The following is a 15,754-nucleotide window of genomic DNA, read 5'->3' on the forward strand; positions in this document are numbered from 1 at the left end:
GCCGTAACGTTGCTATGTTATCCATTTGCAAGCGATTGGTACAATGCCAAAACGCTGGCAAGCCGTCGAGCGCCGCGTCCAGGGCTGTTGCCGGTCCTTGCGGCGGCAATTCCCCAAACGCGGCAAGGCCGGCGGGCGCCCCGTTCACGTGCGTTGCACGCGGACCGCCGCCGGACGTTCGCCGTCGTCGCTGCGCGGGCGGCTGCTCACCACGTCGTCAACGATGCCGAACTCCTTTGCCTCCTCCGGGTTCATGAAGCGGTCACGCTCGACCGCGCGCTCGATGACGTCGAGCGGCTGGCGCGTGTGATGGACGTAGATCGAGTTGAGGCGTGCGCGCAACGACAGGATCTCGCGCGCCTGGATCTCGATGTCGGTCGCCTGGCCCTGCGCGCCACCGGATGGCTGGTGCACCATGATCCGGGCGTTCGGCAGGGCGAAGCGCTTGCCGGCAGCGCCCGCCGCGAGCAAAAGCGATCCCATCGACGCCGCCTGACCGATGCAGACAGTCGAAACGTCCGGGCGGATGTATTGCATCGTATCGTAGATGGCGAGACCGGCAGTCACCAGGCCGCCCGGGGAATTGATGTAGAAAGCGATGTCCTTGTTGGGGTTTTCCGACTCAAGGAACAAAAGCTGCGCACAGATAAGGCTCGCGACGCCGTCATGCACCTGACCGGTCAGGAAGACGATGCGCTCCTTGAGCAGGCGCGAATAGATATCGTACGCACGTTCTCCGCGATTGGTCGTCTCGACAACCATGGGGATCAGCGAATTCATGTAGGTTTCCACCAGCCATCCCTTCTCGAATCTATCACCCTCAAGCCTCGCGGGCATCGCCGATCTGGCGCCGACCTGCGCCTTGATGATCAGCTGCCGCAAAGCGATCGGGCAGGTATCGCCTGCATGCCTTCGTTTGCGCCGATGCAATGAAGACGTAACATTACCATCGCTTCGACGTCAGTGACCGCGCGCGAACGTCTTGCCAATACCGCATTCAAAATCGCTACTCGGCCACCGCGGATGATGTGGTCTGCGCATCCGGGTCGCGCAACAACTCTTCTGCGGAAACGTTCCGCTCGCTGACCTGTGCCATTTCGAGGATGAAATCCACCACCTTGTCCTCGAGGATCGGAGCAGCCAGTCCCTCGTGTGCCTGCGGATTTTTGCGCAGGAAATCGATCACCTGCTGTTCCTGGCCGGGGAAGCGTCGCGCCTGGGCAACAATCGCCTTGCCCATTTCCTCCGATGTGACCCGCAGGTTGTTGACGCGGCCGATTTCAGCAAGCAGCAGGCCGAGGCGCACCCGCCGTTCGGCGAGCGCCCGATATTCGTCCTTTTGCGCATCGCTGAGCGCCGCATCGGCCGCCGGCGCGTCGTGCGCAGGGCCGTGGTCATGATCGCACTGGCTGTGGTCATGATCGTGATGCTCATGATCGTGATGCTCATGATCGTGGTGATCGTGATCATCGCTATGGGCGTCGGCCGTCTTCTCGGCGAACTGGGCAAGGATCGTCCCATATTCGCGCTCGACCAGCCCCTTGGGCACGGCAAAGTCGTAGAGTTCCGCCAACCGGTCGAGGAGCGCGCGTTTCAGGCGCATCCGCGTCATCGATTTCAGCTCGTTGTCGTGCTGCTCGCGCAACCAGGTTTTCAGGTCCTCGAGATTTTCCCACCCGCCGCGCTTGGCCAGTTCGTCGTCGATCGCAGCCGGTTGCAGCGTTCTTATCTCCTTGATCTCGACGTCGTACGTCCGCTCCTGCCCTACGAGATCGCGCCGCTCGGCGTCGTCCGGGATGGTCACGGTGATCTGGCGGCGTTCACCGGCGGCAGCGCCGATCAGTTGCTCGGTAAATCCCGGGACCGGCCCGTCCATTCCGACGCGCATGCGAACGTCCGTGCTGTTCTCCGCATCAAACGGCCAGCGATCGTCGGGACCGAGCACGTCGAGCACGACGATGTCGCCCGTCTGCGCCGCCCGAGACTCGCTCAGGGGGGATTCCTCGCCAACGGCTTCGGAAAAGCGCTCGACACGGCGCTCGACATCCGCCTCGTCCACCGACGCGACGAGCCGTTCGAGCTGAATCTGCGCGTAATCCGGCGGCGTGATCTCCGGCAGCAGTTCGACGGCGACGGTGAATTCGACATCGCCGTCTTCGGGCAAGGCGGCGAGTTCGACCCGCGGCGGCAGCGCCGCGCGCAAGCCACGCTCGCTGATCACCGTCTGCGAACTCTCGTTGATCGCCGCTTCGAGAACCTCGCTCTTGACCGAGGCGCCGTAGCGCTTGCGCATGAGGGCGATCGGCACCTTGCCGGGGCGAAAGCCGGGAATCTTCACCGAAAGGGCAAGCTCGTTGAGCCGGGTCTCGACCTTGCGTTCGATCTCGTCGGCGGTAAGCGCCACGCGGAATTGCCGGGTAAGTTCGTCGATTTGCGTTTCAGTAACTTGCATCGTCTCACGTAGATATCGAGGAAGCCGGCAGGCCAAAGGCGGCCGCAGAGCTTCGCGTTGCCGCCCGCTCCGACATGGACGGGTGGGGAGGTCGGATGGTGCGGGCGGAGGGATTTGAACCCCCACGACTTTCGTCACAGGAACCTAAATCCTGCGTGTCTACCAGTTCCACCACGCCCGCCGGAACGCCGCACCCGCCAGCAGGGATGCGAACTCTAATTGAGTGCGCTCGTCTGTCAATCATCATCAGCCATCGGCGCGGGGCTTCCCGCCTGCCGCCTGACCCAATTGCCCTATGCCCCGTCGCGGCTGCGGTCAATCGCCGAGCAGTCCCTTGATCGACGACGACAGGGCTCGCCGGCCATTGGCGCGGTAACCCTCATGATTGGCGTCGATGCGAGCCAGATCGTAGCGATAGTTGATCATCAGTCCCGCCGATTGCCGCAAGCCCTTGCTCGATCGGTCGGCCATCCAGTTCAGCCGCTCCATGCGCGCGCCGTTGCTCAGGTGGAAGTGGGCGACCGGATCGAGCGCGGCGCCGCTCGCCCGCTTCTCGTGCACGAGATAACGGGCGCACAGCCGGCAGAGAATCGGCCGCAGGGCCTTCGCCAGGGCTTCGTCCTCGGCCCACGCGGTCGAACTCAGCGTTTCTTTCAGCCATCCCTTGGCGCCCTTATCGACGCCGAGAACGCCGCCCAGGGTCTTTCGCTCCGAGGGAAGCAGCAAGCCGGCGTCGCCATCCGACAACGTCGCGCCCAGCCATTTCATAAACCCCGGGATCGGCGATAGCGTGGCGAAAACCTTGAGGTTGGGGAACTCCTGCAAGAGCCGGTCGACCACGCGCTTGATCAGAAAATTGCCAAAACTGATGCCATCGAGACCGCGTTGGGCATTGTTGATCGAGTAGAAGATGGCGGTGTTGGCTGAGGCCGGATCTTGCACCGGTGTCGCCGGATCGAGCAAGCCCTGAACATTATCGGCCATGCCGCTGACCAGCGCCACCTCGACGAAGATCAACGGCTCGTTGGGCATGCGCGGATGAAAGTAGGCGAAATATCGCCGGTCGTAGTCCAAGCGGTCCTTGAGCTCGTCCCAGCTTTCGATCGCATGTACCGCCTCGTATGCGATCAGCTTTTCAAGCAGCGCGCCCGAAGCCGTGTCCCAGGTGATCCGTCGCAGCTCAAGAAAATCAACATCGAACCAAGTGGCGAGAAGAGCCCGAAGATCGTCCTCAAGCAAACCAAAAATTGGATCTTTTCGCACTATCGCAAGCAGTTCTGCGCGCATATTAACAAGAAACTTCACCCCCTCGGGCAAGCTGTTAAACTGCGTTAGCAGCGTGCTGCGCGGCGATTCCAGCGCCTGGCGCAGGCGTCGCCGGGCGAGCCGGCGCTCCTCGATGCTCTGGGTTTCGTGCAACGATTCGATCGCCGCCTCCACCGCCTCGTCGACGACGTCGAAATCCTCCGCCAGCATGCGCAGGAAGCGCTCGCGCCCCTGCTGATCGAGTGCCAAATAAGCGCGTCCGAGCGCCGCGGCACGCGCCCGCGCGGTAACCTCGCCGCCGCGTGCCTCGAGACAGTCGCGCATCTGCCGGCGCAAGCGCTCAAGGTCGTCTTCCGGAAGGTTGGGACGGGTGCTCGCCGCCTCCGCGTCGTATTCCGCTCCGGCGATATTCTGCCAGCGATAGCGCAGCGAACGCAGCGCCTGCTGAAAAAGACTGCCTCCATCTTCGGGTTTGGCGAGTGTCTTTGTTTCCATGGATCGGACCCGGTCTTTCGCGCCTGTGAGTGTTGAGATCGCAATCATCATTGATCGTGCATCGCCCCATTCCCGCGAGACGTGCGAAGCACGGTCAGCACCTGCGGGATCGCGCCGATCACGTCCTCGGCGATCAGCCCCGCGCCGAATGCGGCGGCCGCGCGGCCGTGAATCCACGCCGCGGCGCAGGCCGCATCGAATGGCAGCAATCCTTGTGCCAAGAGCCCCGCGACCATCCCAGCGAGCACGTCGCCGCTGCCGGCGGTCGCGAGCTCGGGCGGCGCCCCCTCGTTGATCGCCGCCCGCCCACCGGGATCGGCGATCACCGTATCGGCACCCTTGAGCACGACCACCGCGCCACAGGCGGCGGCGGCGGCGCGAGCGCGGGTGAGCTTATCGCCCTCGAAGCGAAACAGCCGGGCGAACTCGCCCTCGTGCGGGGTCAGCACGCAGGGTGACGCGATCGCATCGAACAGGACGCGCGGGGCGTCGCGGAAACTGGTCAACGCGTCGGCATCGAACACGCAGGACTTGCCGGCGACCAGCGCGGCGAGTACACGCCGGCGTGTCTGCTCGCTGGCGCCGGCACCGGGACCAAGAAGCACGGTGTTACGGCGTGGATCGGCGAGCAGGGCATCAAACGCCGCCTCGTCGCTCACGGTTGCGACGATCGTCCCCGGGCTGCCGGCGGCGATGATCCCCCGGGCATCGGGATGGGCCGCGACACTCACCAGCCCCGCGCCGATCCGCCGCGCGGCATCGGCCGCAAGGCGCGCCGCCCCGCTCATCTCCGTCCCGGCAGCAATCAACGCGTGGCCGCGGGTGTACTTGTGTGCTTCGGCTCCGGGCCGGGGCAGCCGCTCAAGCCAGAGCGCCGGAGCGTTGGCAAAGACCGTGGGGCGAATGTCGTCCAGGACCTTGGCCGGGATGCTGATATCGGCGACGATGACCTCGCCCGCCCGCTCGCGTCCCGGCAGCAGCAGATGCCCCGGCTTGCGACGAAAGAATGTCACCGTCAGCCGGCAGGTCAGCGCCGTTCCCAGCACCGCGCCGGTATCACCGTGCACGCCACTCGGCACATCGACGCCGATACAATCGAGACCCTGCCGGTTGATCGCGTCGATCAAGCTCGCCACCGGCCCGTCGGGCGCCCGCGACAGACCGGCGCCGAACAGCGCGTCGACGATCAGAGGCTCACCTTCCAATCGTGCGTCGTCAAGCGGGTGAACGGCAAACGCCCAGCGCGCGGCATTGACCGCCGCATCGCCGCGCAGGGTGGAGACATCGCCCAACAGGCAGAGGCGGACGGGCCATCCCTGCCCCGCCAGCAGCCGGGCAGCGACAAAGCCGTCACCGCCATTGTTTCCCGGCCCGCACAAGACGGTGACCGGACGTGGCCGCCAGCGCCGGCGGATCTCGCGGACGATCGCCGCCCCCGCCGCCTCCATCAGCGCCAGGCTGGGCACGCCGGCGGCAACCGCGGCAGAATCCGCCCGGTACATTTCCGCGACGGTGAGTAATGCATCGGCGAACAAGGTGGTGCTGCGCATGGATAACAATCCGCGGGTCTCGCAGCGCCGCCGCAAGCCGGCGGAGAGCCGATGATATCCTGCCTGCCGGTCTGGTGAAATGTGGGCGCGCGACCTATAACCCTCCAATGAATATCCCTCTCGCCGCCATCCCTTTGATCACCAGTCCTTACGCTATCGGCGCTGCGACCGCGTCTGTTGGTCGCGGCGCGCGTGCCGCATGAACGTCGTCGTCCTCGGTGCCGGCGTCATCGGCGTGACAACGGCATACTACATGGCCAAAGATGGTGCCTCTGTGACGGTTATCGACCGTCAGCCGGGCGCTGGACTGGAGACCAGCTACGCTAACGGCGGGCAGATCTCGGCCAATCACGTCACTCCGTGGGCAACGCCGTCGACGCCATGGAAGGCGCTGCGCTGGCTCGGCCGCAGCGATGCACCGCTGCTGCTGCACGCGCGCTGGGACCCGGCGCTCGCCGCTTGGCTGGCCCGGTTCCTTGCCAACTGTACCCGGGCCCGGGTGCGGATCAACATCGAGCGAGCCCTGGGCGTGGCCCTGGAAAGCCGCCGGCAGATCGCCCGCCTTAGGGCAGAGACCGGCATCGTCTACGATGCGCTGACCCGGGGAATTTTGCATATCTTCCGCGATCCACGCGACTTTCACGACGCGCTGCCCGGCGCCGATCTGATGACCAGTCTCGGCTGCGAGCGGCGCGTCGTCGACGCCGAGGGCTGCATCGCGCTCGAGCCGGCGCTGGCCAGCGTACGCGACCAGCTCGTCGGCGGCATCTTCAGCCCGCAGGACGAGAGCGGCGATGCGCACGTCTTCACCCGTGAACTCGCCCGCGTCTGCGCCGAGCGCGGTGTGGTCTTCCGTTTCGGCGAGACCGTTCGCCGCCTGCGCCCGGCGGCGGCGGGCGGTGCGCGCCGCATCGCCGCCGTCGAGACCGACCGCGACGAGATCGAGGCCGACGTCATCATTGTCGCGCTCGCCAGCTTCAGCCCGCGGCTGCTGGCGCCGTTAGGACTGCGACTGCCGGTCTATCCCGCCAAGGGCTACTCGGTGACCGTCCCCGTCGCCGGGCACGCTGGAGCGCCCACGGTCAGCCTCATCGACGATGCGTTCAAGATGGTCTACAGCCGGCTCGGCGAGCGGCTGCGCATCGCCGGCACCGGCGAATTCATCGGTCACGACGTCCGCATCAGCGAGGCGCGCGGGCGTTTCTTGCTGCGCACGGCGCTGGAGCTGTTTCCCGATTGTGGCGATGCCGGCCGCGCCGAGTTCTGGGCCGGTCTGCGCCCGGCGACCCCCGACGGCGTGCCGGTCATCGGCCGCACCGGCTTCGAGAACCTGTTCTTGAACACCGGGCACGGCACGCTCGGCTGGACGATGGCCGCCGGCTCCGCCCGCATCCTCGCCGACGTGATCGCCGGCCGTCCCGCCCCGGTGCCACTCGACGGCCTCGCCCTCGACCGCTTCGCCTGATCGCCGGACGGCCGCAGTGACGAGCCAGCAATGGCGGCCCGGCCGGCGGTCTCGCCGCCGCGACCGCGATCGTACGGCCGGGCGGCATTGCCGGACGCGCGCTTACGACGATTCCCTGGCAAGGGCGTTGGCGGCGCTGAGCACGGCGCGGACCGAGGCGGTGGCCACGTCGGCATCGATGCCGACGCCGAAGACGGTGCGCCCATCCGCAGTCGTACACTCGACGTAGGCGGCAGCCTGGGCATCGGCGCCGCGTCCGAGCGCGTGCTCGTGATAGTCGACGACGTCGAGTTCGACGCCGCAGGCGCTCCTCAGCGCATCGAGGGTGCTGGAAATCAGGCCGTTGCCAACACCACCGATCGCCCGCTCCGTGCCATCGACGCTGATCCGCCCGCTGAAGCGCCGGCCATCTCTCGACCCCTCCACCGGCCGATGGGCCGCGCCCTCGGCATAGCTGACCAAAGCGAAGCGCTGAGGACCGTCGAGGCAGTAGGCCGAGCGAAACGCGGTCCAGATATCCGCGCCGGTGAGCTCGTGCCCGCTGCGGTCGGCCAGCTCCTGGACGACGCGGCTGAAATCGACCTGCAAGCGGCGCGGCAAGTGCAGCCCCTGGTCCTGATCGAGCACCCAGGCGATGCCGCCTTTGCCGGACTGGCTGTTCACCCGGATAACCGCCTCATAGGAACAGCCGAGGTCGGCTGGATCGATCGGCAGGTACGGCACCTCCCAGATCCCGTCGTTGCGTTGCGCCTGGGCGGTGAAGCCCTTGCGGATGGCGTCTTGGTGCGAGCCGGAAAAGGCGGTGAACACCAGCTCGCCGGCATAGGGATGGCGCGGGTGCAGCGGGATCTGCGTGCATTCCTCGACGGTGCGTACCACCTGGCGCAGGTCGGAGAAATCGAGGCCGGGATCAATGCCTTGCGAATAGAGGTTGAGAGCCAGGGTGACCAGATCGACGTTGCCGGTGCGCTCGCCGTTGCCGAACAGGCAACCCTCGATGCGATCGGCGCCGGCGAGCATCGCCATCTCGGCGGCAGCCACTCCGGTGCCGCGGTCGTTATGGGGGTGCACGCTGATCACCACCGCGTCGCGCCGCGAGATGTGCCGGCACATCCATTCGATCTGATCGGCATAGACATTGGGCATCGCCACCTCGACCGTCGCCGGCAGATTGAGGATCACCGGGTTCTCGGCAGTCGGCTGCCAGACGTCGAGTACCGCCTCGCAGACCTCGAGCGCGAAGTCGAGCTCAGTAAAGCAGAAGGTCTCGGGCGAGTATTCGAAGCTCCAGCGGGTATCCGGCTGTTGGTCGGCGGCATCGCGGATGGTGCGGGCGCCGGCGACGGCAAGGTCAATGACGCCCTGGCGGTCCATCGCGAAAACGACGCGGCGGAACACCGGAGCAGTGGCGTTATAAAGATGCACGGTTGCCCGCTGCGCCCCACGCAGGGACTCGAAGGTGCGATGGATCAGATCGGTGCGCGACTGGGTGAGTACTTGAATCGAGACGTCCTCGGGCACGCCGCGCCCCTCGATCAGGTGGCGGACGAAGTCGAAGTCGGTCTGAGAGGCCGAGGGAAAGGCGACCTCGATCTCCTTGAAACCGGTATCGACCAGAAGATCGAAAAAGCGGCGCTTCTTTTCGCGGTTCATCGGATCGATCAGCGCCTGGTTGCCGTCGCGCAGGTCGCTCGAGCACCAGCGAGGCGCGCGGGTCACGCGGCGCGCCGGCCAGGTGCGGTCGGGCAGATCGACGGGGGTAAACGGACGATACTTGGTCTCGGGTGCGCACAGCATGGCAAAGCGTGCTCCGCTTAAGGCGTTTCAGTGTGGATAAGGAGGAATTGGGCAGCGCTACGGCCGCCGGGCTGCCGTCAGTCCCGACGACCGCCGGGAAGTCGCAGGCGCGCGCGGACAAGAACAATCGCCGGGACGTTCACCGGGGCGAGAACGAAGGCACAGGCGCGCGGCTCGGGCGCGACAGCACCACCAGCACAAGACATCGGCGAGGAAACCATAACGAAACCCGGTCTGCGGACCCTAGATCTTATCCCACAACAAACCCGACCCCTCTTCAGGAGGCCGGGCAGGAAAGTCGGAGAAGGCCGCATCTCATCTTCGTCATAATGAGATTAAAGTGCATTCCCCGGCCCGTCCTGTCAACCGCCGATGTGCTGTCCTCCCGCGCGCCGCGGGCCTGTCCATCGGGCCAGCGCCAAAGCCGTAATTGCTCACCAGCAGCGCCTCGAGCTCCGCGATGCGCATCGCCTGCCGCTCGATCAACGCCGCCTGCTCCGTGAGCAGCGCGTCCTTCTCCCGGTCACTGAGGCGGTACCGAAACGGCGGAGGCATCCATGCCTTGACTCACATCCAGCCCGCCCGCGCAACCCCAAAATGCCAACCCGGTGAGCAGTTACCAAGATGTTTTTTAAAGGTGTACTAAAGAAATATAGTTAATAGTTTCCAGGAAATCGCCATGCGTATTTGTCGATCCACTCCATGGCCGCCTCCTCAGGCGTGATATAGCGGCCTTCCCTGTGCATGTCTTGTTTGTATTTTTCGATGTGGCAGACCTGTTCGACCATGCGGGCGCGAAATGCGTCTTCGGGATCGAGGAATTCGACCCCGAGGTCGAAATTCTGTTCATGATCATGACACCAGACCACCCTCGCCTTGGTCTCGAACATCGGTCGCACGAAAGGGATGCGGATATCGATGATCGCGCCGGGCTTGAGCTCGACGTCGGACTGGATGGCCAGCCCGCCGACACTCACGTTGCAGGCGTGAGGCAAGGCGTGAAGTGACTGCTCATCCGCGCTCACTTCGATCGGAATGTCCACGGGATGGCGAATGAAGTGCCTCATGCTCGATGCTCGATCGATCGACGGTGACGGCGAGCATGTTTAGCCCGCCTTGGTCACGACGACCAGCGGAACGCCCTGGCGGATTTAGCGTATGTCTTGGCTGCGGCGAGTGCCGTCCGTCAGAAAATCATCGCCGAAGCATCCCCGCCCTAGGACAGCGAAGGTAGGGGCATCGCTCACCCGTTGCAAGGCGAGGGCGGCGACGGCGGGGGTGGCGTCGCCGCCGAGGATGCGCGGCGCGGTGAACCAGGCGAGGCGATCGACGAGGCCGGCGGCAAGAAAGGCCGCGGCAATTTCGCCGCCGCCCTCGATCAGCAGGCGGGTAATGCCGCGGGCGGCAAGCGCTGCGGCCATCGCCGCGGCATCGGGCGGCGCACCGGCAAGGGTGACGACCTCGGCGCCTGCCGCTTCGAGGGCACGACGGCGCTGCGCATCGGCATCGGGGGAGGTCAGCACCCAGGTCGGGGTCTGACGGGCGGTGCGGATCACCAGAGCGTCCGGCGAAAGGCGCAGGCGGCGATCGGCGATCACCCGCACCGGCGAGCGGTCTTCGAGTCCGGGAAGTCGGCAGGTCAGCGACGGATCGTCGGCGAGCGCCGTTGCTGAGCCGGCAAGGATGGCATCGTGGCTGGCGCGCAGCAGGTGGCCGCGGGCACGGGCCTCTTCGCCGGTGATCCACCTGCTGTCGCCCGACGGCGCGGCGATGCGCCCGTCGAGCGAGGTGGCGAGCTTTAAGGTGATCATCGGCCGGCCGTCCCGCACCCTGCGGAAGAAGCCCTCGTTGAGCGCCGCCGCCTCCTCGCCAAGCAGGCCGACGGTGACGGGGATGCCGGCGGCGCGCAGCCGGGCGACGCCCTGCCCGTTGGTGCGCGGATCGGGGTCTTCGCAGGCGATAACCGCGCGGCCGATGCCGGCTTCGATCAGCGCCGCGCAGCACGAGCCGCCCGCCCGGTCGTGCGCGCATGGCTCAAGGGTAACGTAGGCGACGGCGCCCCGCGCCGCCCGCCCTGCCCGCTCCAGGGCGATGGCTTCGGCATGCGGCCGGCCGCCCGGCTGGGTAACGCCGCGCCCGACGATGCGCCTGCCGGTGTGCCCACCTGCGACCAGGACGCAGCCGACTGCGGGATTGGGCCACACCCGGCCCAGCCCGCGCCGGGCGAGGACGAGTGCCGAACGCAGATAAGCGTCGTCGGTGCCGCCCGGCGAGACGGCCTCAGCGGTCGCCAAGGCTCTCGACGAACTCCTCGAAGTCCTTCGCCTCGCGGAAGTTGCGATAGACCGAGGCGAAGCGGACGTAGCCGACCTGATCGAGCTGCGAGAGCTGATCCATCGCCATCTCGCCGATCACCTTCGACGGAATTTCGGACTCGCCCAAGGTTTCCAGCCGGCGCTGGATGCTGTTGACGATCCGCTCGATGCGGTCGTCGTCCACCGGCCGCTTGCGCAGGGCGATGCGCAGCGAGCGGAACAGCTTGTCGCGGTCGAACGGCGCCCGCTCGCCGTTCTTCTTGATCACCGTCAACTCGCGCAGGTGAACCCGCTCGAACGTCGTCCACCGCGCGCCGCACGCCGGGCAATACCGTCGCCGGCGGATCGCGGCATGATCTTCGGTCGGACGCGAATCCTTGACCTGGGTATCGTCATGGCCGCAGAACGGGCATCGCATAAGGCTGTTCCTCGCCGATCTCGGCGCTGTCGTCGGTTACGAGCGGCGCTTAAAGGCCGGGATAAATCGGAAACCGGCGGCAGAGCCCCGCCACCTGCTCCGCCGCCGCCTGCTCCGCCGTGGCGTTGTCGTCGAGATTGTTGGCGAGAGCGTCGAGCACGCCGACGATGAGTTCGCCCACCCGGCGGAACTCCGCGGGTCCGAAGCCGCGCGTCGTGCCGGCCGGCGTGCCAAGGCGGATGCCCGAGGTGATCGTCGGCTTTTGCGGATCGAACGGAATGCCGTTCTTGTTGCAGGTCAGATGCGCCCGGCCGAGGCTCTCCTCAGCCGCCTTGCCGGTCAGCGATTTCGGTCGCAGATCGACGAGCATCAGGTGTGAATCCGTTCCGCCAGAGACGATGTCGAGCCCGCCCTCGATGAGGGTGCGTGCCAGCATCTTAGCGTTTTCCACCACCCGCTCGGCATAGCCGCGGAATTCCGGGCGCAGGGCCTCGCCGAAGGCGACCGCCTTGGCGGCGATGACGTGCATCAGCGGGCCGCCCTGCAGGCCGGGAAACACCGCGGTGTTGAATTTCTTGGCGAGATCGGCGTCGTTGGTCAGGATCATGCCGCCGCGCGGGCCGCGCAGGGTCTTGTGCGTCGTCGTCGTCACCACGTGCGCGTGCGGGAGCGGGCTGGGATAGACGCCCGCCGCCACCAAGCCGGCGAAATGCGCCATATCGACCATGAAATAGGCGCCCACCTGATCTGCGATCGCGCGGAAACGGGCGAAGTCAATGATCCGCGGATAGGCTGAGCCGCCGGCGACGATCACTCGCGGCTTGTGCTCGGCGGCGAGCCGCTCGACCTCGTCAAAATCGATCAGCCCATCCTCGCGGCGCACGCCGTACTGCACGGCGTTCAGCCATTTGCCGGAGATCGATGGCGCCGCCCCGTGGGTCAGATGGCCGCCGGCGGCGAGCGACATGCCGAGCAGCGTCTCGCCCGGCTGCATCAGCGCGAGGTAGACGGCGCCGTTCGCCTGGGCGCCCGAGTGCGGCTGGACGTTGGCGAACCCGCAATCAAAGAGCTTTCGCGCCCGCTCGATCGCCAGCGCCTCGGCGACGTCAACATATTCGCAACCACCATAATAGCGGCGACCGGGATAGCCTTCGGCATATTTGTTGGTCAGCACCGAGCCTTGCGCCTCGAGCACCGCGCGCGAGACGATGTTCTCCGAGGCGATCAGCTCGATGTGGTCCTTCTCGCGTTGCAGCTCATCGGCGATGGCCGCGGCAAGGTCCGGGTCCGACTCGCTCACCGACGCTTCGAAGAAGCGATCGCCAGCGTCGACGGTGGTGGAGTGAGCGGCATAAGACATTCAAGGCTCCCGCGATGATTTCAAAGTGGCTTGGCGAGCTTATCGACGCGCCGCCGATGACGACCTCCCTCGAATGGCGTAGCGAGGAAGACTCGCAAACAGTCACGCGCAACATCGGCGCCGATCATGCGCCCACCGAAGCAGATAACGTTGGCATCGTTGTGTTCCCGGGCAAGGCGGGCGCCGAGCGCATCGTAGACCAGCGCGGCGCGCACCTCCAAAAAGCGGTTGGCGGCAATACTGATACCGATGCCGCTGCCACAGACGAGGACCCCGCGCGCCACCCGCCCCGCGCGCAAGGCATGCGCCATGGCATACCCGTAGTCCGGATAGTCGACCGACTCCGTGCCATCAACGCCAAGATCGACCGCCACACAGCCGAGCTGCCCAACCTCCTCAAGGAGAATCCGCTTCAGATCATAGCCAGCGTGATCGCTGGCCAGTCCGACCGGCTCGTGTTTCATCGTCTGTGCCGAACTGTCCGAGAAAACTGCGATTACAAAGATTGTTCGTACCATATCTCGGAGCGGATGGCCAGCCCGCCACCATCCTTCGCCCGGGCTACCGCTGCTGCTGCCTGCGCCCGCAGCACGGCGCCCCTCGTCCGCACGGTCCCGCCCTGTTGCGCACACATGAACTTGACTGCCCACAACGCGCCCGAGCTGACCCCGGTTCTCCAGTCAGCCGGTAGATACCGTCGCGCGGAGCGCCGCGAAACCTCCGACCACGCCATGCCGAAAAGGGCAGTTCACGGCCGGTGCAGGCTTTGTGGCACCTTCTGTGAGACGATTTGCATGATACCGTTATTTTGTCCCGACAAGCATGCGGATTTCGAATACTCTACGTTTTCTATTTTACCATTGACAGTGGCGCGGGACCGCGTGCTACATAAAAAACTGATGGGGCCTTATTGCAGTCAGGTCGAATTCTCATGAGCGACAGTAACAATGACGAAGTATCGCGGGACGAGGTGTTGCGCATGGCGGTAGACGTAGTCGCCGCTTACCTCAGCAACAACCAAGTTGCGACATCGCAGATTTCCGAAATCATTCACAGCGTCTTCAACTCTCTGAATTCGCTGGACGTACCGCCGGTCGAGGTGCCAATCGAGTCGCCGAAACCCGCGACGTCAATCCGTAAGTCCGTGACTCCGGACTACATCGTCTGCCTCGAAGACGGCAAGAAGTTGAAGATGCTCAAGCGCCACCTGCGCACTACCTATGACATGACTCCTGAAGAGTATCGGTCCAAGTGGAATCTTCCGCCGGACTATCCGATGGTCGCACCGAACTATGCCCGGCAGCGATCGGATTTCGCCAAGCGCATCGGTCTTGGCCGCAAGGCCCAGGAGAATGAGCGCGGAAGCAAGGCCCGCGCCTGATCCTGACAAGGGGGGGCAATCTCGGGGCCCGTCCTTTGGCCGCCCAGCCATGGGATGGGGACCGGAATATGGGCCCGGAGACGAGGTAACACCCGGCGGACCCGTTCCGCCGGGCTGTTTTTATCAAGATGCGAGCGCTTACTGGGCGTAATCGTACTTTCCGTCCTTCCAAACGTAAAATACGTACCCGGGCGCCTTCACATCGCCTTTTTCGTCGAAGCTGATCGTGCCGAGCACGGTGTCAAACGACTTCGAATGCAGCGCGTCGATGACCTTCTTGGTATCCGTGCCCTTGGCATCGCCGACTGCCTGCGCCCATGCCTCAATCGCACCATAGGTGTACAGCGTATAGCCTTCGGGCTCGATTCCCTTGGCGCGGAATTCCGCCACCACCGGCGCCGCCGCCGGGTTCTTGCGCGGGTCCGGGCTGAACGTCATCATCGTACCTTCACCGAGCGGCCCGGTGATGCCCCAATACTCCTCGGTGACCAGCGCATCGCCTGAAATCAGCTTGGTCGACATGCCCTGCTCGCGCATCTGACGCACGATCAGGCCAGCCTCGGTGTGATAGCCGCCGTAGTAGAGAATCTCGACGCCGGCCTGCTTCAGCTTGCTGACCAGTGCCGAATAGTCCTTCTCGCCGGGCGTGATCGTCTCGTACATCACTTCTTGGATACCGCGGGCGTTGAGCTGCTTTTTCGTCTCGTCTGCGAGGCCCTTCGAGTACGCTTGCTTGTCGTGGACGATGGCGATCTTTTCCTTGCCGAAATGGTCGGCGATGTAATTGCCGGCGACACTGCCCTGCTGATCGTCGCGCCCGCAAGTGCGGAAGACGTTGGCTTTGCCGGCTTCGGTCAGCTTCGGATTGGTCGATGCCGGCGAGATCTGGATCACTCCTTCCTCGGCGTAGACATCGGAGGCGGGAATTGACGATCCGGAGCAGAAGTGTCCGGCGACGAGTTTTACGCCCTTGCTCGCTACCTGATTGGCGACGGCGACCGCCTGCTTCGGATCGCAGGCATCGTCGCCAATTTCGAGGACCAGCTTCTGGCCGAGGACGCCTCCCTTCTTGTTGAGGTCTTCGACGGCCATTTCGGCGCCGGCTTTCATCTGGGCGCCGAAGGCCGCGTATTGACCGGTCATCGGCCCGACGACGGCGATCGGAATATCGGCGAAGGCTGGCATTGCCGCGCCGGCCATAAGGGCCGCGACGGCAACGAGGATGGGCTTGAAAAATCTCATCGGTGCGTTCCTT

At 65.2% G+C, this 15,754-nt stretch carries 14 protein-coding genes and 1 tRNA gene; 2 read left to right on the top strand and 13 right to left on the bottom strand.

Translation table 11 applies throughout. From position 1 onward, the window contains the following. Nucleotides 1-144: 144 nt before the first annotated feature. From clpP to IPK66_11380, 5 genes are all read right to left on the bottom strand, one after another. Nucleotides 145-837 (bottom strand): ATP-dependent Clp endopeptidase proteolytic subunit ClpP, encoded by a 693-nt coding sequence (gene clpP / locus IPK66_11360; protein MBK8175829.1) that lies wholly within the window; start codon nt 835-837, stop codon nt 145-147. Between the two features lie 169 nt (nt 838-1,006). Further along, nucleotides 1,007-2,452 (bottom strand): trigger factor, encoded by a 1,446-nt coding sequence (locus IPK66_11365; GenBank protein MBK8175830.1) that lies wholly within the window; start codon nt 2,450-2,452, stop codon nt 1,007-1,009. 96 nt (nt 2,453-2,548) lie between these two features. Continuing rightward, nucleotides 2,549-2,633, bottom strand: a tRNA-Leu gene (locus tag IPK66_11370). Nucleotides 2,634-2,767: 134 nt separating this feature from the next. Continuing rightward, entirely contained in the window at nt 2,768-4,213 is a 1,446-nt protein-coding gene (locus IPK66_11375) for a malonyl-CoA decarboxylase family protein (GenBank protein ID MBK8175831.1), read from the bottom strand. A 47-nt stretch (nt 4,214-4,260) separates the two neighbouring features. Next, nucleotides 4,261-5,763 (bottom strand): NAD(P)H-hydrate dehydratase, encoded by a 1,503-nt coding sequence (locus IPK66_11380; GenBank protein MBK8175832.1) that lies wholly within the window; start codon nt 5,761-5,763, stop codon nt 4,261-4,263. A gap of 199 nt (nt 5,764-5,962) precedes the next feature. Here IPK66_11380 and IPK66_11385 point away from each other — a divergent pair, with 199 nt between their 5' ends. Continuing rightward, a complete protein-coding gene (locus IPK66_11385) occupies nt 5,963-7,228 on the top strand; it encodes a D-amino acid dehydrogenase (GenBank protein ID MBK8175833.1) in 1,266 nt (421 codons plus the stop codon). Between the two features lie 102 nt (nt 7,229-7,330). On the opposite strand, the gene leuA is transcribed toward IPK66_11385, so the two are convergent. The 7 genes from leuA to rpiB all read right to left on the bottom strand — a co-directional run bounded on the left by leuA (nt 7,331) and on the right by rpiB (nt 13,582). Further along, nucleotides 7,331-9,025, bottom strand: coding sequence for a 2-isopropylmalate synthase (gene leuA / locus IPK66_11390; protein ID MBK8175834.1), 1,695 nt, complete (start codon nt 9,023-9,025; stop codon nt 7,331-7,333). Nucleotides 9,026-9,349: 324 nt separating this feature from the next. Further along, entirely contained in the window at nt 9,350-9,580 is a 231-nt protein-coding gene (locus IPK66_11395) for a hypothetical protein (GenBank protein ID MBK8175835.1), read from the bottom strand. A gap of 101 nt (nt 9,581-9,681) precedes the next feature. Next, on the bottom strand, nt 9,682-10,092 hold the full coding sequence (locus IPK66_11400; protein ID MBK8175836.1) for a PilZ domain-containing protein: 411 nt from the start codon (nt 10,090-10,092) through the stop codon (nt 9,682-9,684). Nucleotides 10,093-10,176: 84 nt separating this feature from the next. Continuing rightward, on the bottom strand, nt 10,177-11,271 hold the full coding sequence (gene ribD / locus IPK66_11405) for a bifunctional diaminohydroxyphosphoribosylaminopyrimidine deaminase/5-amino-6-(5-phosphoribosylamino)uracil reductase RibD (GenBank protein MBK8175837.1): 1,095 nt from the start codon (nt 11,269-11,271) through the stop codon (nt 10,177-10,179). Nucleotides 11,272-11,305: 34 nt separating this feature from the next. Then, nucleotides 11,306-11,758: a transcriptional repressor NrdR gene (gene nrdR / locus IPK66_11410; protein MBK8175838.1), complete on the bottom strand. Its 453-nt coding sequence runs from the start codon at nt 11,756-11,758 to the stop codon at nt 11,306-11,308. A 49-nt stretch (nt 11,759-11,807) separates the two neighbouring features. Beyond that, nucleotides 11,808-13,118: a serine hydroxymethyltransferase gene (locus tag IPK66_11415; protein MBK8175839.1), complete on the bottom strand. Its 1,311-nt coding sequence runs from the start codon at nt 13,116-13,118 to the stop codon at nt 11,808-11,810. Nucleotides 13,119-13,138: 20 nt separating this feature from the next. Then, nucleotides 13,139-13,582, bottom strand: a complete 444-nt coding sequence (rpiB, locus tag IPK66_11420; protein MBK8175840.1) for a ribose 5-phosphate isomerase B — start codon at nt 13,580-13,582, stop codon at nt 13,139-13,141. Between the two features lie 467 nt (nt 13,583-14,049). On the opposite strand from rpiB, the gene IPK66_11425 reads away from it, so the two are divergent. Continuing rightward, nucleotides 14,050-14,499: a MucR family transcriptional regulator gene (locus IPK66_11425; GenBank protein MBK8175841.1), complete on the top strand. Its 450-nt coding sequence runs from the start codon at nt 14,050-14,052 to the stop codon at nt 14,497-14,499. 138 nt (nt 14,500-14,637) lie between these two features. Here the strand turns inward: IPK66_11425 and IPK66_11430 are convergent, their stop codons facing one another. Next, nucleotides 14,638-15,741, bottom strand: coding sequence for a branched-chain amino acid ABC transporter substrate-binding protein (locus IPK66_11430; GenBank protein ID MBK8175842.1), 1,104 nt, complete (start codon nt 15,739-15,741; stop codon nt 14,638-14,640). Between the last annotated feature and the right edge of the window lie 13 nt (nt 15,742-15,754).

Source organism: Rhodospirillales bacterium (assembly GCA_016712595.1).
In the GTDB taxonomy this organism is placed as follows: Bacteria; Pseudomonadota; Alphaproteobacteria; order Rhodospirillales; family Defluviicoccaceae; genus Defluviicoccus.

Coding starts and splice junctions, on each gene's coding strand:
- IPK66_11415 (MBK8175839.1), bottom strand. CDS start 13,118: ATGTCTTATGCCGCTCACTCCACCACCGTCGACGCTGGCGATCGCTTC.
- IPK66_11380 (MBK8175832.1), bottom strand. CDS start 5,763: ATGCGCAGCACCACCTTGTTCGCCGATGCATTACTCACCGTCGCGGAA.
- IPK66_11375 (MBK8175831.1), bottom strand. CDS start 4,213: ATGGAAACAAAGACACTCGCCAAACCCGAAGATGGAGGCAGTCTTTTT.
- IPK66_11400 (MBK8175836.1), bottom strand. CDS start 10,092: ATGAGGCACTTCATTCGCCATCCCGTGGACATTCCGATCGAAGTGAGC.
- IPK66_11365 (MBK8175830.1), bottom strand. CDS start 2,452: ATGCAAGTTACTGAAACGCAAATCGACGAACTTACCCGGCAATTCCGC.
- IPK66_11385 (MBK8175833.1), top strand. CDS start 5,963: ATGAACGTCGTCGTCCTCGGTGCCGGCGTCATCGGCGTGACAACGGCA.
- rpiB (MBK8175840.1), bottom strand. CDS start 13,582: ATGAAACACGAGCCGGTCGGACTGGCCAGCGATCACGCTGGCTATGAT.
- IPK66_11395 (MBK8175835.1), bottom strand. CDS start 9,580: ATGCCTCCGCCGTTTCGGTACCGCCTCAGTGACCGGGAGAAGGACGCG.
- clpP (MBK8175829.1), bottom strand. CDS start 837: ATGCCCGCGAGGCTTGAGGGTGATAGATTCGAGAAGGGATGGCTGGTG.
- IPK66_11425 (MBK8175841.1), top strand. CDS start 14,050: ATGAGCGACAGTAACAATGACGAAGTATCGCGGGACGAGGTGTTGCGC.
- IPK66_11430 (MBK8175842.1), bottom strand. CDS start 15,741: ATGAGATTTTTCAAGCCCATCCTCGTTGCCGTCGCGGCCCTTATGGCC.
- leuA (MBK8175834.1), bottom strand. CDS start 9,025: ATGCTGTGCGCACCCGAGACCAAGTATCGTCCGTTTACCCCCGTCGAT.
- nrdR (MBK8175838.1), bottom strand. CDS start 11,758: ATGCGATGCCCGTTCTGCGGCCATGACGATACCCAGGTCAAGGATTCG.